The sequence below is a fragment of the Bacillus sp. AMCV2 genome (assembly GCF_056033925.1).
In genome coordinates this window covers 3,899,645-3,924,233 of sequence record NZ_JBVYIB010000002.1, presented here as the reverse complement: position 1 = coordinate 3,924,233, position 24,589 = coordinate 3,899,645, and the positions used below count along the sequence as shown (strand labels likewise).

Annotated in this window: 23 protein-coding genes and 1 pseudogene; 18 read left to right on the top strand and 6 right to left on the bottom strand. The window is 47.4% G+C overall.

The window, feature by feature from the left end; translation table 11 throughout:
- Window positions 1-10 precede the first annotated feature (10 nt).
- The 17 genes from AC0OMA_RS20170 (at window position 11) to AC0OMA_RS20090 (ending at window position 16,486) form a co-directional block, all read left to right on the top strand.
- On the top strand, window positions 11-388 hold the full coding sequence (locus AC0OMA_RS20170) for a DUF3255 family protein (protein WP_474222453.1): 378 nt from the start codon (window positions 11-13) through the stop codon (window positions 386-388).
- A complete protein-coding gene (locus AC0OMA_RS20165) occupies window positions 369-926 on the top strand; it encodes a hypothetical protein (protein ID WP_015385103.1) in 558 nt (185 codons plus the stop codon). Before AC0OMA_RS20170 ends, AC0OMA_RS20165 begins: the two co-directional genes overlap by 20 nt.
- A gap of 39 nt (window positions 927-965) precedes the next feature.
- The gene (gene yidA, locus AC0OMA_RS20160) at window positions 966-1,778 is read left to right on the top strand and encodes a sugar-phosphatase (protein WP_015385102.1); all 813 of its coding nucleotides are present in this window, start codon (window positions 966-968) and stop codon (window positions 1,776-1,778) included.
- Window positions 1,779-1,931: 153 nt separating this feature from the next.
- On the top strand, window positions 1,932-2,918 hold the full coding sequence (yxeI, locus tag AC0OMA_RS20155; protein ID WP_474222382.1) for a penicillin V amidase: 987 nt from the start codon (window positions 1,932-1,934) through the stop codon (window positions 2,916-2,918).
- 431 nt (window positions 2,919-3,349) lie between these two features.
- Entirely contained in the window at window positions 3,350-4,675 is a 1,326-nt protein-coding gene (locus AC0OMA_RS20150) for an LLM class flavin-dependent oxidoreductase (RefSeq protein ID WP_474222381.1), read from the top strand.
- Window positions 4,676-4,688: 13 nt separating this feature from the next.
- On the top strand, window positions 4,689-5,186 hold the full coding sequence (gene snaB / locus AC0OMA_RS20145; RefSeq protein ID WP_014478464.1) for a sulfur-containing aminoacid acetyltransferase SnaB: 498 nt from the start codon (window positions 4,689-4,691) through the stop codon (window positions 5,184-5,186).
- Window positions 5,187-5,212: 26 nt separating this feature from the next.
- Window positions 5,213-6,007: an amino acid ABC transporter substrate-binding protein gene (locus tag AC0OMA_RS20140; RefSeq protein WP_003227109.1), complete on the top strand. Its 795-nt coding sequence runs from the start codon at window positions 5,213-5,215 to the stop codon at window positions 6,005-6,007.
- 22 nt (window positions 6,008-6,029) lie between these two features.
- Window positions 6,030-6,704, top strand: a complete 675-nt coding sequence (locus AC0OMA_RS20135; protein ID WP_015715006.1) for an amino acid ABC transporter permease — start codon at window positions 6,030-6,032, stop codon at window positions 6,702-6,704.
- Window positions 6,705-6,716: 12 nt separating this feature from the next.
- Window positions 6,717-7,466 (top strand): amino acid ABC transporter ATP-binding protein, encoded by a 750-nt coding sequence (locus tag AC0OMA_RS20130; protein ID WP_015385097.1) that lies wholly within the window; start codon window positions 6,717-6,719, stop codon window positions 7,464-7,466.
- Window positions 7,467-7,482: 16 nt separating this feature from the next.
- Window positions 7,483-8,625, top strand: coding sequence for an N-acetyl-sulfur-metabolite deacetylase SndB (gene sndB, locus AC0OMA_RS20125; protein WP_474222380.1), 1,143 nt, complete (start codon window positions 7,483-7,485; stop codon window positions 8,623-8,625).
- Window positions 8,622-9,959, top strand: coding sequence for an MmgE/PrpD family protein (locus AC0OMA_RS20120; RefSeq protein ID WP_474222379.1), 1,338 nt, complete (start codon window positions 8,622-8,624; stop codon window positions 9,957-9,959). Before sndB ends, AC0OMA_RS20120 begins: the two co-directional genes overlap by 4 nt.
- A gap of 69 nt (window positions 9,960-10,028) precedes the next feature.
- Window positions 10,029-11,141, top strand: a complete 1,113-nt coding sequence (gene eutH / locus AC0OMA_RS20115) for an ethanolamine utilization protein EutH (protein ID WP_063335855.1) — start codon at window positions 10,029-10,031, stop codon at window positions 11,139-11,141.
- Between the two features lie 72 nt (window positions 11,142-11,213).
- Window positions 11,214-12,041: a DUF1206 domain-containing protein gene (locus tag AC0OMA_RS20110; protein ID WP_015385093.1), complete on the top strand. Its 828-nt coding sequence runs from the start codon at window positions 11,214-11,216 to the stop codon at window positions 12,039-12,041.
- A gap of 133 nt (window positions 12,042-12,174) precedes the next feature.
- Window positions 12,175-13,116: a DNA-binding transcriptional repressor DeoR gene (gene deoR / locus AC0OMA_RS20105; RefSeq protein ID WP_015385092.1), complete on the top strand. Its 942-nt coding sequence runs from the start codon at window positions 12,175-12,177 to the stop codon at window positions 13,114-13,116.
- Window positions 13,117-13,221: 105 nt separating this feature from the next.
- On the top strand, window positions 13,222-13,893 hold the full coding sequence (gene deoC / locus AC0OMA_RS20100; RefSeq protein ID WP_015385091.1) for a deoxyribose-phosphate aldolase: 672 nt from the start codon (window positions 13,222-13,224) through the stop codon (window positions 13,891-13,893).
- Between the two features lie 80 nt (window positions 13,894-13,973).
- A complete protein-coding gene (gene nupC, locus AC0OMA_RS20095; RefSeq protein ID WP_003244143.1) occupies window positions 13,974-15,155 on the top strand; it encodes a nucleoside permease NupC in 1,182 nt (393 codons plus the stop codon).
- 29 nt (window positions 15,156-15,184) lie between these two features.
- Window positions 15,185-16,486: a pyrimidine-nucleoside phosphorylase gene (locus AC0OMA_RS20090; RefSeq protein WP_003227132.1), complete on the top strand. Its 1,302-nt coding sequence runs from the start codon at window positions 15,185-15,187 to the stop codon at window positions 16,484-16,486.
- A 42-nt stretch (window positions 16,487-16,528) separates the two neighbouring features.
- Here AC0OMA_RS20090 and AC0OMA_RS20085 read toward each other — a convergent pair whose 3' ends face one another.
- From AC0OMA_RS20085 to hutP, 6 genes are all read right to left on the bottom strand, one after another.
- On the bottom strand, window positions 16,529-17,956 hold the full coding sequence (locus tag AC0OMA_RS20085) for an amino acid permease (protein WP_474222378.1): 1,428 nt from the start codon (window positions 17,954-17,956) through the stop codon (window positions 16,529-16,531).
- Window positions 17,957-18,031: 75 nt separating this feature from the next.
- Complete coding sequence (gene hutG / locus AC0OMA_RS20080; protein WP_474222377.1) at window positions 18,032-18,991, bottom strand: formimidoylglutamase; 960 nt, start codon at window positions 18,989-18,991, stop codon at window positions 18,032-18,034.
- Entirely contained in the window at window positions 18,984-20,249 is a 1,266-nt protein-coding gene (gene hutI / locus AC0OMA_RS20075) for an imidazolonepropionase (protein WP_474222376.1), read from the bottom strand. The genes hutG and hutI overlap by 8 nt, the downstream gene beginning before the upstream one ends.
- Window positions 20,250-20,261: 12 nt before the next feature.
- The gene (gene hutU, locus AC0OMA_RS20070; RefSeq protein WP_327830221.1) at window positions 20,262-21,920 is read right to left on the bottom strand and encodes a urocanate hydratase; all 1,659 of its coding nucleotides are present in this window, start codon (window positions 21,918-21,920) and stop codon (window positions 20,262-20,264) included.
- Window positions 21,917-23,443, bottom strand: a complete 1,527-nt coding sequence (gene hutH / locus AC0OMA_RS20065; protein ID WP_015385086.1) for a histidine ammonia-lyase — start codon at window positions 23,441-23,443, stop codon at window positions 21,917-21,919. The genes hutU and hutH overlap by 4 nt, the downstream gene beginning before the upstream one ends.
- Before the next feature lie 112 nt (window positions 23,444-23,555).
- Window positions 23,556-24,002, bottom strand: coding sequence for a hut operon transcriptional regulator HutP (hutP, locus tag AC0OMA_RS20060; protein WP_003243875.1), 447 nt, complete (start codon window positions 24,000-24,002; stop codon window positions 23,556-23,558).
- Window positions 24,003-24,317: 315 nt separating this feature from the next.
- On the opposite strand from hutP, the pseudogene AC0OMA_RS20055 reads away from it, so the two are divergent.
- Window positions 24,318-24,485 (top strand): annotated as a pseudogene (locus AC0OMA_RS20055) (hypothetical protein).
- Window positions 24,486-24,589 lie beyond the last annotated feature (104 nt).

Sequence of the window (24,589 nt, the reverse complement as noted above, 5' to 3'; positions counted from 1 at the left end):
TGTATGCATCATGGTATCGGGCTGCCAGCAGCAAAAAGAAGAGACGCCGTTTTATTACGGAACGTGGGATGAGGGGCTTGCCCCCGGGTCAGCGGATGGCGTGAAATCAGCAACGGTCACATTTACCGAAGACGAGGTTGTGGAAACGGAAGTGATGGAAGGAAGAGGAGAGGTACAGCTGCCTTTTATGGCATACAAGGTGATTTCCCAAAGCATTGACGGGTCTATCGAGATTCAGTACCTTGGCCCCTATTATCCGCTCAAAAGCACGCTGAAAAGAGGAGAAAACGGGACGTTGATATGGAAGCAAAATGGCCAGACAAAAACGATGACAAGAATCGAATCAAAGACCGGCAGGGAGGAGAAAGATGAGAAATCAAAAAGCTGAAAGACTGGTGGCAGCGGGGCTTGTTTTACACATCATTCAGTGGATATTTATATTATGGGCTTTTCTCAAAGTCAAACATGTATTTAGCGACTATACGATCTATAACCCTAATGTCATCAGCGGCTCCATGCAGTCCTTATCGTTTATACAAATGATGCGCGCTATGATGTACTCAGGGGCAATCGTGAATTATGTTTTGTTTTTTGCCCTTGTATGGCTGATTTATGGCATAGTGCTTCATGCCATCCTGATTGTTCTGGAAATGGCGGCTTACGTCATGATCAGGCGGAATCCATCATCTTCATGGGGGTTCTTTTTCATCGCGGCGGGTGTGAAGCTTGCCATCTTGAATATAACCGGCATTCCTTTTTTAGTTGCCGGCTTTCTGCTCATGAAACAGAAAAAAGCAGAAAACGGCGTCAAGACAGAAAGAAAGCGGAAACCGCGCATACGTATCCGAAGACAAGGGCGGCGTCTAAACAGAATCCGGAGAAAACCATCTCTTCCGGTTGAATATCAAAAAGAAAAAACGATATGATGGGACTATAGCCTGAAAACGACATGAAGGAGATGCAGGATGTACAAACTAATTGCAATTGATATGGATGGAACACTTTTAAATGATCATCATGAAGTAACAGAGGAGGTCCGCAACGCCCTTCACGCGGCAAAAGCGGAAGGTGTCAAAATTGTGCTTTGCACCGGCCGGCCGATCGGAGGTGTGCAGAGATATTTAGATGAACTGAATTTAATTGAAGAAGGCGACTATGTTATTGCGTATAATGGAGCGCTTGTTCAAAATACGCATACAAATGAAGTGGTCTCGGAGCTGTCTCTCGGCTATGATGATTTGGCTTCATTATATGACCTGAGCTTAGAGCTGAAGACGCCGATGCATTTCTTTGACTCATCTAATTTGTATACGCCTAACCGGGATATTAGCGAATTTACTGTATACGAATCCTATGTGACACAGGTGCCGCTTCATTTCCGCAAGATTGACGAGGTGCCAAAAGATATCCTCATCCCAAAAGTGATGTTTATTGATAAACCGGAGAACTTAAGCCGCGTCATTACATCGATTCCGAAAGACGTAAGAGAAAAATATACAATGGTCAAAAGCGCGCCTTTCTTTTATGAAATTCTGCACTCGGAAGCCAGCAAAGGAAATGCTGTACGCCAGCTGGCCCAGCTGCTTGGAATTGAACAGGCGGAAGTCATGTGCATAGGCGACAACGGGAACGACCTGACAATGATTGAATGGGCGGGCTGCGGGGTTGCCATGGCAAACGCCATCCCAGAAGTATTGGAAGCCGCAAACTTTCAAACACGCTCCAATAATGAACATGGTGTTGCGCATGCGATTCACGAGCTTGTTTTGTCGAAATAATGAAATCCAGCCTCTTAGAAGGCTGGATTTTTTCGTTTTATTTGATGTAATGTCAATTCTTTGACGAACCGATTTGACTTTCGTTATGCTGATAAAACCAATTCGTTCACAATATGTATGATATTAATCTGAATTGAAAAGGGGACTGATCAGATGTGCACAAGTCTTACATTGGAAACTGCTGACCGTAAACATGTATTAGCGAGAACAATGGATTTTGCATTTCAGCTGGGGACGGAGGTCATTCTCTATCCACGGCGTTACAGCTGGAAGAGTGAAGCTGACGGAAAGGCTCATAAGACACAGTACGCATTTATCGGTATGGGAAGAAAACTTGGTAATATTCTATTTGCAGACGGCGTTAATGAAAACGGTTTATCGTGTGCTGCGCTTTATTTTCCGGGCTATGCAGAGTACGAAAAAACGATACGGGAAGATACCGTTCACATTGCCCCGCATGAGTTTGTGACATGGGTGCTGTCAGTCTGTCAGTCTTTGGAAGACGTAAAAGAAAAGATTCGATCTTTAACGATTGTAGAGAAAAAATTAGATCTATTGGATACAGTTTTACCGCTTCACTGGATATTGTCAGACCGGACGGGACGAAGCCTGACGATAGAACCGAGAGCAGACGGCCTCAAAGTCTATGACAATCAACCTGGTGTCATGACGAACAGCCCCGACTTTATATGGCATGTAACCAATCTGCAGCAATATACAGGAATCAGACCGAAGCAATTAGAGAGCAAAGAGATGGGCGGGTTAGCCCTTTCCGCTTTTGGCCAAGGCTTAGGAACTGTTGGCCTGCCGGGGGATTATACACCGCCTTCCCGGTTTGTCAGAGCTGTTTATTTGAAAGAACACCTAGAGCCGGCGGCCGATGAAACGAAAGGTGTAACAGCCGCTTTTCACATTTTGGCAAATATGACAATACCAAAGGGCGCAGTGATAACGGAAGAAGACGAAATTCATTATACGCAATATACTTCCGTGATCTGCAACGAAACTGGAAACTACTATTTCCACCACTATGACAATCGGCAAATCCAAAAAGTGAGTTTATTTCATGAAGACCTAGACCGCCTTGAGCCTAAAGTGTTTTCTGCTAAAGCAGAAGAAAGTATTCTAGAACTTAATTAAGATTCAATTAGCTGATTTCGGTATGAATCCGGGATCAGCTTATTTTTTTATGTGATGTCTCAGCTTCTGAATGAGTGGGAAAATGGACCGTTCTACGACGGCGATCTCGCGCGTTTATTAGCAAAGAGCAAAAGCGGCGGCAAAATGCGTATGGTCGTAAGTACAGATAAGGTACAAGCTACATTTATATAAACTTTGGATCAAAACGAGTCTCAGCATCAGACTGGTTTTGCCAGTATACAGGTTGCACAAATGCCGCCCCATGATTCTGCGAGATTCTTTTCAGCTTAAAAAGAAAAATTTGATCTTAACTCATTGACAAACGTCCAAGACAAAGGTACATTTTGATTTATTCATATTAAACGACTAGGAATATAGGAGTTTATTTTTCGGATTATTCAGCCTAAAAACATGATAAAAGGAGTATCGTCATGACAAGCAAAAAGAAACAAATCAAATTAGGGGTATTTTTAGCAGGTACAGGCCATCATGTTGCGTCTTGGCGGCACCCGGACGCGCCTTCAGATGCGAGCATGAATTTGGATTATTTTAAAGAGCTTGCGAAAACAGCGGAGCGAGGCAAGCTGGATATGCTGTTTTTAGCAGATAGCTTATCAATTGACAGCAAATCACATCCAAATGTATTAACAAGGTTTGAACCATTCACCCTGCTCTCTGCTTTGGCGCAGGTCACATCAAAAATTGGACTGACTGCAACAGCCTCCACTACATACAGCGAGCCATTCCATATTGCCAGACAGTTTGCGTCATTGGATCATCTGTCCAACGGCCGTGCCGGATGGAACGTCGTCACTTCATCTATTGAATCAACAGCGCTGAATTTCAGCGGTGAAAAGCACCTTGAACACCATTTGCGCTATCAGCGGGCAGAGGAATTTGTCGAAGTTGTAAAGGGGCTTTGGAATTCATGGGAAGAGGACGCCTTTATCCGTAATAAAGAAACGGGTGAATTCTTTGACAAAGAAAAAATGCATGAGCTGAACCATAAAGGAGAATATTTCTCGGTTCGCGGACCTCTGAACGTTTCAAGAACGCCGCAGGGCCAACCGGTCATTATCCAGGCAGGATCATCAGGAGACGGTAAAGCGCTGGCTGCCAGAACAGCAGAAGTGATCTTCACAGCACAAAACCACCTGGAATCAGCTCAAGAATTTTATCAATCCATTAAAGAACAGGCAGCGGAATTCGGACGTGATCCAGAAAAAATTGCAATCATGCCGGGTATTTTCCCGATCATTGCCGATACAGAAGAAGCGGCGCAAGCCAAATACAAGGAGCTTCAAGATCTGATTATCCCATCTGTCGGTCTGCAAATTCTCCAAAATTACTTAGGCGGAATTGATTTGTCGGCATATCCGCTTGATGGGCCGCTGCCGAAGCTTGACGCAGAAGCTTCAAATGCTGTGAAGAGCCGCTTCAAGCTTGTTCAGGAGATGGCTGAACGTGACAATATGACGATACGAGAGCTTTACAAATACGTTGCAGGCTCCAGAGGCCACCATATCTTCGTCGGCACGCCGGAGCAGCTCGCCGACAAGATGCAGGAATGGGTGGATAAGAAAGCGTGTGACGGGTTTAACATCATGCCTCCGCTTCTTCCAGAAGGAATTGAAGTGTTTGTTGATCAAGTGGTTCCGATTTTACAGGAGCGCGGCGTGTTCAGAAAAGAATATGAAGGCACAACATTACGAGAGCACTTCGGTTTGGAAAAGCCGATAAACCGCTATGCAAAGTAAGGAGGAACGCTAGATGAAGCCACAATATCGCCTTGCAGTTGAACGTGATGCCGAACAGCTTCTCGCGCTGACATTGCGGGCTTATGAACCCATTCGAAAGCTCGGCATTCGTTTTGCTGCCGCTCATGCGGATTTGGATTTGGTGCTGCAAAATATTCGGAAAAACGCTTGCTACGTCATGGAAGAAGACGGGCGGATCATCGCGACCATCACCTTGAGAATGCCTTGGGGAAAACAGCCGGGGCCGTATGGCGTTCCGCATATCTGGTGGTTTGCTGTGGACCCCGACACCGGTAAAAAAGGAATCGGAACAAAGCTGCTTCAATGGCTGGAGGAAACAATCCTTCGTGATACGTTAAAGGTTCCGTTTGTCTCACTCGGAACAGCGGATAAGCATCCGTGGCTGATTGAGATGTACGAACGAAAAGGGTATGTCCGCTCAGGTGAACAAGACCTTGGAAAAGGGCATATCACAGTCTATATGAAAAAACAATTGCGTCACGATCTATAAAAAAAAAGAAGAGGCGGGAAAATCAAATGAAAATGAAAAAATGGACTGTGCTGGTCGTTGCTGCATTATTAGCGGTGCTCTCAGCTTGCGGCAATGGAAACAGCAGCAGTAAAGAGGATGACAATGTGCTTCATGTCGGTGCGACAGGACAAAGTTACCCATTTGCTTATAAAGAAAACGGAAAGCTGACAGGTTTTGACGTGGAAGTGATGGAAGCGGTCGCTAAGAAAATTGACATGAAACTGGACTGGAAGCTGCTTGAATTCAGCGGGCTGATGGGAGAGCTTCAAACAGGCAAGCTTGACACCATTTCCAACCAGGTAGCTGTGACAGACGAACGTAAGGAAACGTATAACTTTACGAAACCATACGCTTATGCGGGAACACAGATTGTCGTCAAAAAAGACAATACTGACATCAAATCAGTAGACGATTTAAAAGGCAAGACAGTCGCAGCCGTTCTTGGTTCAAACCACGCGAAAAACCTTGAAAGCAAAGATCCTGATAAAAAAATCAATATCAAAACGTATGAAACACAAGAGGGTACGTTGAAGGATGTTGCGTACGGCCGTGTAGACGCTTATGTCAACAGCCGAACTGTATTGATCGCGCAAATCAAGAAGACCGGTTTGCCATTAAAGCTTGCAGGAGATCCGATTGTTTACGAACAGGTTGCATTCCCATTTGCCAAGGACGATGCGCACGACAAGCTCCGCAAAAAAGTCAATAAGGCGCTAGATGAATTGCGTAAAGACGGAACACTGAAAAAACTCTCTGAAAAATACTTTAATGAAGATATCACAGTAGAACAGAAGCATTAAGAAACGGCGGTGAATCACCAGAATGAACACGATTGATTGGGAATTCATGATATCAGCGTTCCCGACTTTAATTCAGGCCCTTCCGATCACGTTGTTTATGGCCATAGCGGCTATGATTTTTGCCATTATCGGAGGACTTATTCTCGCACTCATTACAAAGAACAAAATTCCAGTGCTTCATCAGCTGTCAAAGCTGTATATATCCTTTTTCCGAGGCGTGCCGACACTGGTGCAGCTGTTCTTAATCTATTACGGGCTGCCGCAGCTATTTCCAGAGATGAGCAAAATGACAGCTCTCACAGCCGCTATCATCGGGTTAAGCTTAAAAAATGCAGCATATTTGGCAGAAATCTTCCGGGCTGCCCTCAATTCTGTTGATGACGGGCAGCTGGAGGCGTGCCTGTCTGTCGGTATGACAAAATTTCAGGCATACAGACGGATTATTTTGCCTCAAGCGATCCGAAATGCGATTCCGGCAACGGGTAATACATTTATCGGGCTCCTGAAAGAAACGTCACTGGCCTTTACATTAGGGGTCATGGAGATGTTCGCCCAAGGGAAGATGTACGCTTCAGGAAACCTCAAATATTTTGAGACGTACTTGGCAGTTGCGATCGTCTATTGGGTTCTTACCATTATCTACAGCATGTTGCAGGACTTGTTTGAACGTGCCATGAGCAAGCCATACCGGACTTAGAGGTGAAATCAGTTGATAACAGTAAAAAATATTCGCAAAGCGTTTAAAGATCTCGTCGTGCTCGACGGAATCGATCTAGAAGTGAAACGCGGAGAAGTGGTGGCAATCATCGGTCCGTCCGGTTCCGGAAAATCAACGCTTCTCCGGTGCTTAAATCTATTAGAGCGTCCGGATCAAGGCCTTATTGAAATCGGAGAAGCCAAACTGAACGCGGAAAAGTTTACACGCAAGGAAGCACATCGGCTTCGCCAGCAAACGGCCATGGTCTTTCAAAACTACAATCTGTTTAAAAATAAAACGGCTCTGCAAAACATTACAGAAGCTTTAATCGTGGCTCAACATAAACCACGCGACGAAGCGAAACGTATTGGATTGGAGATTCTGAAACAAGTCGGTCTGGAGCATAAGGCTGACAGCTATCCGATCACAATGTCCGGCGGCCAGCAGCAGCGAATCGGCATCGCCCGGGCGCTTGCAGTCAATCCGCATGCGATTTTGCTGGATGAACCAACGTCAGCGCTTGACCCTGAGCTCGTCACAGGGGTGCTTCAGGTCATCAAGTCCATTGCGGAAAAACAAACAACGATGATCATTGTTACACACGAAATGGCGTTTGCAAAAGAGGTTGCTGATCAAGTGATTTTTATGGCAGACGGACATATTATCGAGCAGGGAACGCCAGAAGAACTGTTTGACCATCCGAAAAACGAACGGACGAAACGATTTATCAAGCAGGTGGGAGAGCCTGCAGAGCTTATATAAGAAGGGGAGAAGAACAATGGCCGACAAAGCGTTTCATACCCGTTTAATCAATATGCGGCGTGATCTTCATGAACATCCTGAACTGTCATTTCAAGAGGTTGAAACGACGAAAAAAATCCGCCGCTGGCTTGAGGAGGAGCAAATCGAAATACTTGATGTTCCTCAATTGGAGACTGGCGTGATTGCAGAAATCAAAGGACGGGAAGACGGCCCCGTGATAGCAATACGAGCGGATATTGACGCGCTCCCGATCCAAGAACAGACGAATCTCCCATTTGCATCTAAGGTTGATGGCACAATGCATGCATGTGGACACGATTTTCATACTGCTTCTATTATTGGCACAGCGATTTTGCTGAATCAAAGAAAGGCCGAGCTGAAAGGTACAGTCCGCTTTATCTTTCAGCCGGCCGAAGAAATTGCCGCAGGAGCAAGAAAGGTCATCGAAGCTGGCGTACTTGATGGCGTTTCCGCGATTTTCGGCATGCACAATAAGCCGGATCTGCCTGTCGGAACCATTGGTGTAAAGGAAGGTCCGCTTATGGCAAGTGTTGACCGGTTTGAGATCGTCATCAAAGGGAAAGGCGGACACGCCGGCATCCCGAATAACAGTATTGATCCAATCGCTGCAGCCGGACAAATCATCAGCGGGCTGCAATCTGTGGTCAGCCGCAATATCAGCTCACTGCAAAACGCAGTCGTCAGTATCACAAGAGTACAGGCGGGCACCTCGTGGAACGTGATTCCAGACCAAGCTAAAATGGAGGGGACGGTTCGAACCTTTCAAAAAGAAGCGAGGCAGGGTGTTCCGGAGCATATGAGACGAGTGGCTGAAGGAATTGCAGCGGGCTATGGGGCACAAGCAGAATTCAAGTGGTTTCCTTATTTGCCTTCCGTTCAGAATGACGGCACATTTTTGAATGCGGCATCCGAAGCTGCGGCACGGCTTGGTTATCAAACCGTTCACGCTGAGCAGTCTCCGGGCGGAGAAGACTTCGCTCTGTATCAAGAGAAGATTCCGGGATTTTTTGTCTGGATGGGAACGAACGGGACGGAGGAGTGGCATCATCCGGCCTTTACACTGGATGAAGAAGCCCTTACGGTTGCCTCTCAGTACTTTGCGGAGCTGGCGGTTATTGTATTGGAGACCATCAAATGAGCAAACAAGGGCTGACAGCAGGTCTTGCAGAGGCTGTGAGAACGTCACAACCTGAGCATTCAGTTGACGCGACTCACGAAGCAAAAAAAGGATTACTTGATTTTACTGCCGCTTCATTCGCAGGAAGAGAAGATAAAGGAATTCAAAAGCTCCTCCGTCTGATAGAGGATGAAGGAGGCCTGCCCCTTGTTCCTATTATCGGACAGGGCAAAAAGGCCGCGCCATTACAATCCGCGATGCTCAATGGATTTATCGCCCATGCATTGGATTTTGATGATGTCCACTCCGATGTAAGAGGACACCCCAGTGCAGTCATCGTGCCGGCCCTTATTGCATCTGCCGCTCGCGGACATGACGAGCGGCTTCTTGGCGCTTATATTGTTGGTGTTGAAGTGATGGCACGGCTGGGAGAATCAATTGGCAGCCGCCACTATGAAAAGGGCTGGCATAATACAGGAACGCTTGGTGCCATCGCTGCTGCCTGCGCCGTAGGTTATGCTGAGGAGCTGACTCAGGAAGAGCTGGAAAAAGCAATTGGTTTTGCGGCTACGCAATCTGCTGGGATGAGGGTGCAATTTGGAACAGAAATGAAACCGCTGCACGCCGGTCTGGCGGCTCAGGCTGGCTTGCTGGCCGTTAAGCTGGCCCAATCAGAATTTGGCGGGTCCCGCACGGCATTTGATGGAGAAACTGGTTTCTTCAGTCTGTACGGTGACGTTGAAAAAGCCCAACATACTTTGCTAAACGATTGGGGGGCACCCTGGAGAATCGTGCAGCCGGGTCTATGGTTTAAAATCTATCCATTTTGTTCCGCGGCACACCATGCTGCAGATGCGGTACGACAGCTTATCTCCGAAGAAGCCATTTCTGCTGTCAATACTGAACGTATTGAAGTGATTTTTCCGCCAGGCGGAGATGCTGCATTGACGGAAAGATCTCCAAAAACTGGAGAGGAAGGCCGTTTCAGCGTTGAATATGTGATTGCTCTTGCTTTGCACGGACACGAGCTGACCGTTGAACATTTCAACAGCCAGCCGATCCCAAACGGCATTCAAACGACAATAGGGCATATTCAGCGCGTATATGACAATGCTACTCAGCCGGCTCCCCATGCCGTTCCAAAAGGCCGTTTCACGATTGTCCGGGCCTATTTATCAGACGGCCGGATTTGCGAAGCGCGTGTGGACTGCCCAAAAGGGGCGCCAGGAAATGAGCTGTCTGAAGAAGACATAATAGAAAAATTGACATTAACGGTCTCGCAAGAAAAAGCGCGGCGCATCATAACAGCCGTTGAAAAAGCCGATATAAAAGAATTTTTAGTTCATATTGAATAAGATCAACTCTATTCGGTGATTTCAGATGATATGATAAAACCAATCATACGTTTGAAAAAGGAGAAAACCATGACGGTGAATGACGCGGTTGTATTCATTTTGGCTGCCTTTTTACTATGGGGAGCAGTGGATTATTGTTTGGGAAACAGATGGGGGCTAGGCGAGCGGTTTGCGGACGGCTTTAAAGCTATGGGGCCGCTGGCGCTGTCCATGATCGGAATTGTGTCGCTGGCGCCCGTGCTGGCAGCAATCCTGATTCCCATTGTTGCTCCGTTTTACACAGCGATTGGCGCGGACCCTTCTTCCTTTGCGAACACCATTTTGGCGATTGATATGGGAGGATATGCGCTGGCTGGAGAAATGGCGAAAGATCCGCAGGCCGGGCTGTTTTCATGGGTGTTTTTAGGAACAATGATGGGACCTGCAATCGTCTTCACGATTCCCGTCGCTCTTGGCATCATCGAAAAAGAGGATCATCCGTATTTTGCGAAAGGCATATTAATCGGGTTGTGCACAGTGCCGATCGGTTGCTTAATCGGCGGATTATGCGCAGGCTTTGACATCGGCATGATAGGTAAAAATCTTCTGATCCCGAGTCTGTTATCTGCTATGATCGCTTTTGGGTTATGGCGATACACCGACAATATGATTCAGTTGTTTCATCTCTTCGGGAAAGCGGTCAGTGTGGTTGCGATTATCGGGCTTGCGGCTGTCTCCGTTGAAACGATGACCGGCATTGTGCTGATTCCGGGAATGGAGAATGTCGAGACAGGGATACAAACGACAGGGACCATCGCCATTGCCCTGGCAGGGGCGTTCCCGATGACGGCTTTTATTACAAAAACCTTTAAAAAACCGCTTCAGGCCCTGGGGAAACACCTTCATTTAGATGAGACAGCAACAGCAGGATTAGTGACCTCTTTGGCGCATCATATTCCAATGCTGGCTTCATTAAAAGATATGACGCCGAGAGGAAAGGTCATCAATGTCGCGTTTGCGGTCAGCGGCGCCTTTGTACTCGGCAGCCATCTCGGTTTTGTGGCTGGAATGAAAAAAGAAATGGCGGCGGCCATGATCATTGGTAAATTAGCAGGCGGAGTCACAGCTGCCGCAGCGGCTGCTTGGATGACACCTGCACAATCAGTTAATCAGCAAAAACGTATCTCAGCCGGCCATAGCTGAGGCAGAAGCTGTTTCAACTTTGTCCAATCGGGAATGTTACAGTAAAGACTTCTGTGAAAGAGGGTTGGACACATGGCGGTGAAAGACCGGTACATGTCAAAAATAAAACAGGAAACCAAGCCTTGGATCAAGCGATTTGGGAGGCTTGGTTATTTTGCATTCGGCGGTGTTTTTATTCTGCTTGGGGTTTTGGCCTTTATGACGGCTGCCGGGGCAGGCCGCGCGAAAGATTCGAGCGGAGCTCTCCAAACGCTATCACGCATGCCGTATGGGTCACTATTGCTTTTTTTAATAGGCATCGGCCTTATCGGCTATGTGATCTGGATGGTGTTAAGCGCGATCAAGGACACGGAGGGGCACGGAAACAGCAGGCGAGGCCTGTCACGGAGAATAGGAAACTTTTTCAGTGCCGCCGTTTACACATCCATCGCTTGGAATGCCTTGCGATTTGTGTTTGGCCAAGGGGACGGCGGCACTTCAGAACAGACGTGGTCCGCTTATGTATTGGCGCAGCCGTTCGGCCAATGGCTCACAGGGCTTACGGGTGCGGGTTTTATCGTATTTGCGATTGTTCAATTTATGAAAGGTGTTCGGGCTGCTTTTATGAAAGAATTTGATACGTCAAAAATGAACAAACAAATGATATGCATCACAAAAAACACCGGACGCGCAGGCAATATCGCCCGGGCCATTATTTTCTCGGCTATCGGCTATTTTCTCATCAAGACAGCCATGACCGCTGATCCCGACGACACAAGAGGCTTTGACGGCGCGCTCGCCGAACTCGCGCAGCAGCCGCATGGCAAATTGATTCTGTCTATATTGGCATTAGGCCTGATCCTATATGGAATGTACGCCATTATGAAAGGCATTTATCAGCATATGACCTGGGAGAAGTAAGCTCTGGGCAGGTCCGCGCCCAGAGCGTTTTTCAGTTTCTTAGAAATCAGGTGGATGAAAGCCGGCGCCAGCCTGTATAATAAAAGCAAATCAAAAGCAGTTTTATCAGGACTGATCCACAGGGAGGTGCAGAATGGATCGGGAAAAACAACAATTAAGCATAGAAGCGGCAAGGCTTTACTATCAGTCTGACTACAGTCAGCAGCAAATTGCTGAGCAGCTCAAGATTTCAAGGCCAACCGTTTCCCGGCTGCTGCAATATGCAAAGGAAAAAGGGTATGTTCAGATTCGCGTCATGGACCCTTTTGAGGATTTGGATGCGCTCGGTTCCATACTTGAAGAGAAATACGGGCTCCTTGAGGCGCATGTTGTGTTTTCCCCGACACCCGATTATGCAGGAATTACACATGACCTAAGCCGCTATGGTGCAGAATATATGCATGAAACGGTAAAAGACGGCGACATTGTCGGCGTCAGCTGGGGAACCACCATGTATCAAATCGCGCAAAACATGCAGCCGAAGCAGGTAAAAGGCGTCGAGGTCGTCCAGCTAAAAGGCGGCATCAGCCATTCCCGGGTAAACACGTATTCGGCTGAAACGATTCAGCTGTTTGCAGAGGCTTTTCAAACGATGCCGCGCTATCTCCCGCTTCCCGTCGTGTTTGATAATGCGGATGTGAAGCGAATGGTGGAGAAAGACCGTCATATTGAGCGAATCATCGAGATGGGAAAGCAGGCGAATATCGCTCTCTTCACGGTGGGGACTGTCCGTGACGAAGCGCTGTTGTTCCGGCTCGGATATTTTAACGAAGAAGAGAAAGCCCTGCTGAAAAAACAGGCCGTAGGGGATATTTGTTCACGCTTTTTTGATGCGAAAGGGAATATTTGCAGCAGCGCCATCAATGACCGGACCATCGGTGTTGAGCTTGAAGACCTCAGACTGAAGGAACGCTCCATTTTAGTTGCCGGCGGAAGCAGAAAAGTATCTTCCATTCACGGAGCATTAACCGGAAAATATGCCAACGTTTTAATCATTGACCAGCATACCGCGAGGGCGCTTGTTAATGATTTGTGACACGTTCAAACCTTTCATTGAACAAAATTTCAATTACCAATTTACATATGTTCAAAAGTCGGTTATGCTAAAAAATATCTTAACAAAAAAGGAAGTGTGCGAAGGATGTCATTAGCCAACATAATTGATCATACAGCTTTGAAACCGCATACACAAAAAGCGGAAATTCTAAAACTAATTGAAGAAGCGAAAACATACAAATTTGCTTCAGTATGTGTCAATCCGACATGGGTGGAGCTTGCTGCAAAAGAGCTTAAGGGAACTGGAGTCGACGTTTGTACGGTCATCGGCTTCCCGCTCGGTGCCAATACAACTGAAACAAAAGCGTTCGAAACAAAAGACGCCATTTCAAAAGGCGCCACTGAAGTGGATATGGTCATTAATATTGCCGCTTTAAAAGACAAGGAAGACGATGTGGTGGAAGCTGATATCCGTGGTGTAGTAGAAGCTGCAGCCGGAAAAGCGCTTGTCAAAGTCATTATCGAAACATGCCTTCTGACTGATGAAGAAAAAGAACGTGCATGCCGTTTAGCGGTGTCTGCGGGAGCGGATTTCGTAAAAACATCAACAGGCTTTTCTACAGGCGGCGCAACGAAGGAAGATATCGCCTTAATGCGCAAAACAGTAGGGCCTGATATCGGCGTGAAAGCATCTGGCGGCGTCAGAACGAAAGAAGATGTAGACACAATGGTTGAGGCCGGAGCAAGCCGAATTGGCGCCAGCGCAGGCGTTTCCATCGTAAAAGGAGAAAATGCATCAGGCGGAGACAACTATTAAGAGCTGACGGAAGGCAGACTGCTTTCCGTTTTCTGGGGAAACAGTAGTTGTAAGCGAATACAAATAAAGGAGAAACACATATGAAGTATTTGATTGGGATTATCGGTTTAATCGTGTTTTTAGGTCTCGCGTGGATCGCGAGCAGCGGCAAAAAAAGAATTAAGATCCGCCCAATTGTTGTTATGCTCATTTTGCAATTTATTCTTGGCTACATTCTCCTCAATACCGGAATAGGGAATTTCCTCGTGGGAGGATTTGCAAAAGGATTCGGTTACCTGCTTGAATACGCGGCAGAAGGAATTAACTTTGTGTTTGGCGGCTTGGTGAATGCGGACCAAACGACATTCTTTATGAATGTTCTCTTGCCAATCGTGTTTATTTCCGCTCTGATCGGGATTCTGCAAAAGTGGAAAGTCCTCCCGTTTATTATTAGATATATCGGTCTTGCCCTCAGCAAGGTAAACGGTATGGGAAGATTGGAATCGTATAACGCAGTGGCTTCTGCGATTTTAGGGCAGTCAGAAGTATTTATCTCCTTGAAGAAAGAACTCGGTCTTTTAAATCAGCAGCGCTTGTACACGCTTTGCGCATCTGCGATGTCAACTGTATCAATGTCGATTGTCGGCGCGTATATGACAATGCTGAAACCGGAATATGTTGTAACAGCGCTGGTCTTGAACTTATTCGGCGGTTTCATTATTGCTTCTATTATTAATCCGTACGAGGTTGCAAAAGAAGAGGATATGCTTCGTGTTGAGGAAGAGGAAAAACAATCCTTCTTCGAAGTGCTCGGAGAATACATCCTTGACGGTTTCAAAGTAGCGGTTGTGGTCGCTGCGATGCTGATTGGATTTGTCGCGATTATCGCCTTGATAAATGGCATTTTTAATGCAGTATTCGGTATTTCGTTCCAAGGTATTCTTGGATATGTGTTTGCTCCATTCGCTTTTCTTGTGGGTATCCCATGGAATGAAGCTGTTAATGCGGGAAGCATTATGGCAACAAAAATGGTATCGAATGAATTTGTCGCCATGACGTCGCTTACGCAAAACGGTTTCCATTTCAGCGGCCGTACAACAGCGATCGTATCAGTATTCCTTGTGTCATTTGCGAACTTCTCCTCAATCGGAATCATTGCCGGTGCCGTAAAAGGACTGAATGAAAAGCAAGGAAATGTCGTCGCTCGTTTCGGCTTGAAATTATTATACGGTGCTACGCTTGTCAGCTTTTTATCAGCAGCAATTGTGGGCTTGATTTACTGAACTTAATCGAAAAGGATCGGTGACCAAACATGAGAATGGTAGATATCATCATCAAAAAACAAAACGGAAAAGAACTCACCACTGAAGAAATTCAATTTTTCGTGAACGGCTATACAGACGGAAGCATTCCTGATTATCAGGCAAGCGCGCTTGCTATGGCGATTTTCTTCCAGGATATGAGTGACCGTGAACGCGCGGACTTGACGATGGCTATGGTGAACTCCGGTGAAACGATTGATCTTTCTGCCATTGAAGGAATTAAAGTGGATAAACACTCCACCGGCGGCGTCGGCGACACGACAACGCTCGTTCTCGCCCCGCTAGTTGCGGCTCTTGATGTGCCGGTTGCCAAAATGTCCGGCCGCGGTCTCGGCCATACGGGCGGGACGATTGATAAATTAGAGGCAATCGACGGCTTCCACGTGGAACTGACGAAGGATGAATTTATTAAGCTTGTGAACCGCGACAAGGTTGCGGTCATCGGCCAAAGCGGCAATTTAACGCCGGCTGATAAAAAACTGTACGCGCTTCGTGATGTAACGGGAACGGTCAATTCCATTCCGCTCATTGCAAGTTCGATTATGAGTAAAAAAATCGCTGCCGGGGCGGACGCCATCGTGCTTGACGTAAAAACGGGAGCGGGCGCCTTCATGAAAACAGAAGAAGACGCAGCTGAACTTGCCAAAGCGATGGTACGCATTGGAAATAACGTCGGCCGTCAAACAATGGCTGTCATTTCAGACATGTCCCAGCCGCTCGGCTTTGCGATCGGAAATGCGCTTGAAGTCAAAGAAGCGATAGACACGCTCAAAGGCGAGGGGCCTGAGGATCTTCATGAGCTTGTCTTAACGCTCGGCAGCCAGATGGTTGTGCTTGCAAAAAAAGCCGATACATTGGACGAAGCAAGAGCGAAGCTGGAAGAAGTCATGAAAAACGGCAAAGCACTTGAGAAATTCAAGGATTTCCTGAAAAACCAAGGCGGCGACAGCTCGATTGTTGACGATCCGTCTAAGCTTCCGCAAGCGGCATATCAAATTGATGTGCCCGCCAAAGAAGCGGGTGTCGTCTCTGAAATCGTAGCGGACGAAATCGGCGTCGCAGCGATGCTGTTAGGTGCCGGCCGCGCCACAAAAGAAGATGAGATTGATTTAGCCGTCGGCATCATGCTCCGCAAAAAGGTCGGCGACAAAGTAGAAAAAGGCGAACCGCTCGTGACGCTTTACGCCAACCGCGAAAACGTTGATGAAGTCATCGCAAAAGTCTATGACAACATCCGCATCGCCGCGGAAGCGAAGGCGCCGAAGCTGATTCATACGTTGATTACTGAATAAAAATAAAGCACATCCCATCCTGAGTGGGGTGTGCTTTTTTAATTATAGGATGTGATCGGCCGGATATTCCTCTTGGCTGATTTTTTTCGCTTTTGAAACATTTCTTTTGAAATGGTAGATGAGATAGCAAAGGATGATACAAGGAACTCCGCAGAAAAGTGCGATTCTTTGATTGGGATCAAAAGCAAGACCGATACAAGAAGCAGAACATAATAAGAGAGCGGCTATAGGCATAAGAGGATAAAGCGGCGTTCGAAATGTCAGATCTTTTACGTTCCCCCCTTTTTTCAGAAATCTCTTTCGAAACAAGAGCTGGGACAAGGCAATGCTCATCCAGACCACGACTCCTGCAAATCCAGCAATTGCGACCATCACCACATAGACAGTTCCAGGGGCCACGATACTGGAAACGAGAGATAAACAAGATACAGCCATACTGATCATTAAGGCATTTAAAGGAATGCCTTTAGATGTCACTTTCTTAAAACGGGGGCTGATCATGTTTTCATTTGCTAACGACCACATCATACGGGTCGAAGCATATAAGCCTGAGTTGGCGACAGACAGCAAGGCTGTTAATATCACGAAATTCATAATATCAGCAGCGTAAGGGATTCCGATCTCCGCAAATACGGCGACAAACGGGCTTTCAATCACGCCTGCGTCCTTCCACGAAATCAACCCGGATAATATGAAGACAGCGCCAATGAAAAAAATCACGGTTCTCCAAGCGACATTACGGATGGATCGCGGAATATCCTTTTGAGGATTTGCTGATTCTCCTGCTGTAACGCCGATTAATTCTGTACCAGAAAAGGCGAAACTCACAGATATCATCGCGATAAAAACGGCGAGAAAGCCATTCGGAAACAGCCCGCCGTGGTCCGTGAAGTTTGACAGCATAGGAGCATCCGCCGTTCCATTTAAAGAGATCAGGCCAAACATGGCGGCTCCTCCTAAAATGATAAATAAAATAATGGTGACAATCTTTACGCTGGAAAACCAAAATTCAGTCTCCGCAAATAACTTAACTGAAAATGCGTTGCATATAAAAAGAAGGGCTGCAAAAATCGCACTCCACATCCATACACTGCTGTCAGGGAACCAGCGCTGCATGAGAATACCGGATGCGGTAAACTCAGAGCCTACCGTCACCACCCAATTGATCCAGTACATGATGCCGACCATAAAACCGGTAGATGGACCGATAAATGTTGTAGCATATTTTTGAAAAGAGCCGGTCACCGGCATGGCAACCGACAATTCGCCGAGACATTGCATGACGAGGTACATCATCAACCCGCCGATTACATAAGCGAGTATCGTACCGCCGGGTCCGGCTTGATGCAGCGTATAGCCTGTACTGAGGAAAAGTCCTGTGCCTATGACGCCTCCCAATGAGATCATAAATAGGTGCCTGCTTTTCATTGTGCGTTTTAGCTGTTGGCTGCTGTTCTCCTGAAGATTCACTGTCTCGCCCTCCTTTTAGCTGCCATTCCTAAGGCAGATGAGTTTCTTATACCCAAAATACAACCTGCCAGAAGATCACTTGAATGGGGAGAGTTTCATTCCTTTTAATGCGTGTAACAGAACATGAGCTGCAGCTCTGCTTGTCATATCTCGAAAATCGAGGGTAGGATCGACTTCAACAATTTCAATCCCGGCAACATTGGGCTGTTGTGCGATGTACTTGACTGCTTCAAGCAATTCGTCTGTATAGAGGCCGCCCGGGCCAATCGCTGGACAGCCGGGTGCATGGGACTGGTCTAAGACATCCATGTCAACAGATATAAAAATGAAATCTGTTCTATCTTGAACGGCAGGCAAAATCTCTTTTATCGTTGGGATCAGTCCTTTTTCCCGGATCATGTCCATCGTGTGAATGTTCACGCTATGTTTTTTTGCATATGCTTCATAGGCCTGGCTGTTGTTGAATTCTCTGATACCCAGCTGGATCAAATGTTGACCTTCAATGATCTCTTCATCCAAAAGGCGGCGGAAGGGGGTGCCGTTTGTCGGCCCCCCGTCCTCCGTATTGCGAACATCGTGATGGGCATCAAATTGAATCACTGCTGTCGTTCCTTTTGTTTGTGCTATCGCTTTTATTGTGGAGTAGCTGATCGAGTTATCTCCCCCAAGTATGAGCGGCACCCAATCCGGATGGTCCGAAAGCAGAGCGTGCATGGTTTGGAAAATGTGATGATGTGACTTTACGATATCAGTGACATGAATATCGATATCCCCCAGGTCATATAGAAGCTCTGATACGACATGCTCTCCAAGCTCAGCAGAATAGGCTGATGAATGTTTCAGAGCCTGGCGTATTGTTCCGGGTGCAAAGGAAGCGCCTGAATGACTGATGGATGATTTTGATAGGGGGACACCCATCAACGCCGGTCCCTTAATGTCTTGGCCGTCCCATGTTGCGATCAGGTCGCTCATTTTTGTGACATCCCGGTCCTTAAACGAAGACCCAGCCTCTCTGAGAAAAGGGTACTTATCCAAAAATAGCTCCCTCCCTGTTGACAACAATTGTTCCGTTTTTCATGACTTGATGTACATGATTGACCCCGTAGTGATACGGAATATACATATAGTTCGAGGCTTGCCAAATGACTAGATCAGCTGAGCGGCCGACTTTGAGCTGACCGGCTTCCTCTCCTTTCCCTATGGCGTATGCGGCATTGACTGTGACCGCATGCCATATTTCTTCTGCGGTCATTTTCAGGTGAAGCGCGGCAATCGACATGATCAGCTGAATATTTTCAGTTGGGGAGCTGCCCGGATTAAAGTCCGTTGCCAAACTGACACGTACCCCCGCATTAATCATGTCTCTTGCTCTGGCATATGTGTGTTTGCCAAGATAAAACGTCGTGCCCGGCAAGAGGACAGCAATGGTTCCTGATTCAGCCAGTTGCTGTATGCCTTCATTTGAGGCGCCCACCAAGTGATCTGCTGAGACAGCTCTTAGCTCAGCCGCTAATTCAGCTCCTCCAAGAGGATCAATTTCATCAGCGTGGATTTTTAATCCAAATCCGGCCTCAGCCGCATTTTTTAAGTAACGTCGGGATTGGCTGACTGTAAAAACGCCTGTTTCTGTAAAAATATCTGCAAAGGCTGCGAGCTCTTCCGCTTTTATTTCCGGCAAGAGATCCAGCATGCGATCTAAAAACTCATCGGGGCGGTCCTTATCTTCAGGAGGAATGGCATGAGCGCCCATGAAAGTGGAGACAAGGTCAATGGGCTGGCTCTTATGCAGTTGTTTCGCGACACGCAATTGTTTCAGCTCTGTATCTTTATCTAAGCCGTAGCCGCTCTTCACTTCAGCTGTGGTCGTGCCATATGACAGCATTCTTTTCAGATGTAAATGGCCTTTTTGCAGCAGCTCTTCCTCCGAGGCAGCCCGGGTGTCTTTGACAGTGGACAAAATCCCGCCGCCCTGCGCCAGAATTTCTAAATAGGAAATGCCCTGAAGCTTAAGGTTCATCTCCTTTTCACGAGATCCGCCAAATACAAGATGGGTGTGCGGATCAACGAGGCCAGGCGTTACAAGGCGTCCCGAACAGTCAATGATTTCGTCTGCCTCGTAACCGGCTTCAGCCCCTTTTTGTCCGGCGAACACAATTTTCTGTTCATGGATGCCGACAACAGCGTCTTCGATCATATGAAGATCCTGCATGCTTTTGCCTGCTCGCGGACCGCTGCTTTCCATCGTCAAAAGCTGACCGATGTTGATGAGAATCGTATCAATTTGCTTTGGCATGTCATCACTCCTTTATTTTTGCATCGGCACGATAATGTCCTGTTCCTTCGCTACTTCAACGGCACGTTCATAACCCGCATCCGCATGACGGATAATGCCCATTCCTGGATCGCTCGTTAAGACACGGGCGAGCCGCTCGTCAGCCAGCTCACTTCCATCGGCAACTGCAACCATACCGGCATGCAGGGAATAGCCCATTCCGACACCGCCGCCATGGTGGAAGGAAACCCAGCTTGCACCCGCCGCCGTGTTGACAAGCGCATTTAGAACAGCCCAATCACCGACAGCGTCACTTCCGTCCTTCATCGCTTCTGTCTCCCGGTTTGGAGAGGCGACAGACCCGCAGTCCAAATGATCTCTCCCAATAACGACAGGCGCTTTTAGCTCCCCGGTTCTAACCAGCTCGTTAATGGCGAGGCCCATCTTTTTTCGTTCTCCATATCCAAGCCAGCAAATACGGGACGGCAAGCCTTGGAAGGTGACTTTTTCCTGTGCCATATCAATCCAGCGGTGAAGGGCTTTATTTGTCGGGAACAGCTCTTTTAATAACGCATCCGTACGGTAAATATCTGCCGGATCTCCGGAAAGCGCCGCCCAGCGGAACGGCCCTTTTCCTTCACAGAATAAGGGGCGGATGTAGGCAGGGACAAACCCCGGAAAATCGAAGGCATTCTCCAGCCCTTCATCCTTTGCGACTTGCCGGATATTGTTGCCGTAGTCAAATACAATAGAGCCCTTTTGCTGAAAGGTCAGCATGGCTTCGACATGTTTTTTCATGCTTTGCTTCGCAAGGCGCACGTAAAGCTCTGGATTGTCTTGACGCAAACGGTCAGCTTCATCAAGTGAATAGCCCTCGGGAACATAACCGATTAAAGGGTCATGGGCAGAAGTCTGATCTGTCACAATATCAATTTTGACGCCTCGGTTCAAAAGTGTGTGATGCACCTCAGCCGCGTTTCCAAGAAGTGCAATGGACAAAGGTTTTCCTGCCAGCTTTGCCTCTTCAGCCCAAGCTAAGGCTTCCTCAATCGATGCTGTTTTTCGATCGCAGTATTTTGTTTCGATCCGCTTGTCGATGCGTTTTTCGTCAACCTCGACAGCAATGACGACGCCTTCATTCATCGTGACAGACAGCGGCTGTGCGCCTCCCATTCCGCCGAGACCCGCTGTCAACGTCAATGTTCCTTTTAAGCTGCCTCCAAAGTGCTGTCGCGCCAGCTCAGCGAAGGTTTCATAGGTTCCTTGCAATATGCCTTGTGAGCCAATGTAAATCCAGCTGCCAGCCGTCATCTGTCCGTACATCATTAACCCTTTTTTCTCAAGTTCATGGAAATGCTCCCAGTCTGCCCACTTCGGAACAAGAACAGAATTTGCTAGGAGCACGCGCGGGGCCTGCGGGTGTGTACGGAACATGCCAACGGGTTTTCCGGATTGCACGAGCAAGGTTTCATCATTTTTTAATGTTTTCAAGGAATGCTCAATGGCGTGAAATGCGTCCCAATCCCGTGCGGCTTTGCCAATCCCGCCATATACGATGAGGTCCTCCGGCTTCTCGGCGACTTCTGGATCAAGGTTGTTTCGAAGCATCCGAAGCACTGCCTCTTGCTCCCATCCTAAGCATTCAAGCTCTGTTCCTCTGTTGGCACGGATTGATTTTTTTACATCAGTCATATGTTCATCCCCCTTAGTTCTTTATTCTGATGATCAGGTATTAAAGATTCTTTCTTCAGCCAGTCAGTCAAGCGTTCAATATCATAGGAAAAAACACGGTCCTGCTGAATGGACGGCACGACTTTTCTCATTTCCTGAAAAAGCTGTTTCGTATAGGACGCTGCATGTTCTATGCCTCTGTATTCAACCGCCTGCAATGCGCAAATGGCTTCGATCGCAATGACTCTCCTTGTATTTGCGATCACCTGATAAGCATGCCGAGCGGCGATGGTTCCCATGCTGACATGGTCCTCTTGATTGGCGGATGACGGAATGGAATCTACACTTGCAGGATGGGCCAGTGTTTTATTTTCAGAAACGAGTGAGGCCGCGGCGTACTGCATGATCATCGCACCGGATTGCAGACCGGGATGAGGGCTTAGGAACGGCGGCAGGTCATTCAGCTGCGGATTCACAAGTCGTTCGATCCGGCGCTCTGCAATATTCGCAAGCTCTGATATTGCGATTTTCAGAAAATCCATGGCAAAGGCGATCGGCTGTCCGTGAAAGTTTCCGCCGGAAATCACTTTGTCACCGTCATTGAAAATAAGAGGATTGTCCGTAGCTGCGTTCATTTCAATCTCTAATTTTTCTTTGACATAGCCTAGTGTCTGCCAAGTCGCACCGTGTACTTGCGGAATACATCGCAATGAATAGGCATCCTGAACCCGCAGTTCTCCCTGGGAGGTTGTCAGGCCGCTGTCAGATAGATAAAAGCGAATTCGTTCTGCGACATCGATCTGCTCCTGATAGCCGCGGGCTGAGTGAATATCCTCGTCAAATGCATCGATAATTCCCCGCAAACCCTCAATCGTTAAGCTGGCAATGCGTTCTGTTTGATAGGCTAGTTTCTCAGCTTCGATGTAGGCGACCACCCCCATTGCAGTCATGGCCTGAGTCCCGTTAATCAAAGCAAGCCCTTCCTTGGATGTCAGCGTTACCGGCTGAATACCGGCTTTTTTCAAGCCTGTCATTGCCGGCATTCTTTCCCCCTCAAAAAAGACTTCTCCTTGTCCGATCAGCGCAAGCGCCAGGTGGGAAAGCGGCGCCAGATCTCCGCTTGCGCCAAGTGATCCCTGCTGGGGGATGACAGGATGGACGCGTTTATTTAAAAAAGCAAGCAACTGTTCGATCAGCTCAGCGCGTACACCGGAAAAGCCTTTTAACAGCGCATTGGCGCGCAAAAGCAGCATTGCCCTGGAAACACACTCAGGAAAAGGGTCGCCGACTCCGCAGGCATGAGAAAGGATTAAATTCAGCTGCAGCGCCGCCGAGTCTTCTTTCTGAATCAGGACATCGCTGAATTTGCCAAATCCGGTGTTGATGCCGTAGATTGTCTTTTCGTCGCGTACAATCCGTTCCACTGCCGCTCTGCTTTTTTTCACGCGCTCCATACTTTCCTCGGAAGCCGCTGCCTCCTCAAAATCAAACAGCACACGAGCGACGTCGGCTGTTGTCAATGAAGAACCGTCTAAAGTCACCATAAGCCCAACTCCTTTTTCTTTACTTTGGTAAAGCGCCCATACAAAAAGGAGCTATGCTGTGAACATCTGTTTTCACGCATAGCCCCCTATCGTCTAAGATCTATGGGCTGTTTCATATGTGATTAATTCCAACACCGAATGTCTCGTGCTCAAGACCTTTAATCGGCGCCCCGATTGTTCCGTAAAGCGAGACAGCAATCCAATCGCCTTCCGCTTCACTTTCATAAGGATTTCCCCTCAAAACGGCAAACCTCAAGCCCACCGTCCGAAGCAGCGATCCCAGCAGCATTTCACCTCTGGTCACGCCATGCAAAGCCTCCATCGTTGCATGATAAAGCGCATGTGACTCCCGATAACCCTCAGATTGAATGACACCGCTCTTTTTGGAAGCGGTTTCAATTGCGGCTACTACTTTATGCGCGTCCATTGATCCTACCTTGCCAAGACAGACCTTCCATCCGTCTCGCTCCAGCTCCTCAACCTGCGTACTCTCTTCCGCCTCATTCAGCAGCAGGAGAACAGACAGCCGGCCGATCCGACGCTCTTTGTGCAGTGTCATATGAATCACTCAATTCCTAAAAATTCTGATAACTATTAACTGAGTATTATATTAATTGGTTCAGCAGCAGAAGTCAAAAGGTTTTTTACAGTCTTTAACAAGTTAGATTGCTATTGTAATAGCGCGACGCAGACACGATAGCCAGACAGGAGGCAAGCGGCGGCTGTCTTACTCTCAATATGCGTTTACGAAGTCGCATTTTTCGCAAGGCATTTTCTCAAGAGCCAGCCGAATGACATCCTCAGCACCGCCAAGCCAACTGACTCCGGTGTTGACGGGCAATCAGGCATCATCTTAAAAAATGCCGACAACGAAATGGCTGTATCACAGTCGATGCAAAACCTGACAAAGCAGTTATTACATGTACGCGAATGAAAAACTGACGTGATGCAAGAAGGAGAAACAGCAAAAGAGTTGAACTATGAAGGAGAGGATATGCAAGCAGCAGTTCTGTGCCAAACAGACATCAGTCTGACAATGTAAGAGAACAGTGAGAAATCACCTATCTATATGAATATGAAAACATTCGGCTGTTTTAATAGGCCGGGGTATCTTCATAGGGAAATGTAAGCGTTTAAAATTTAATA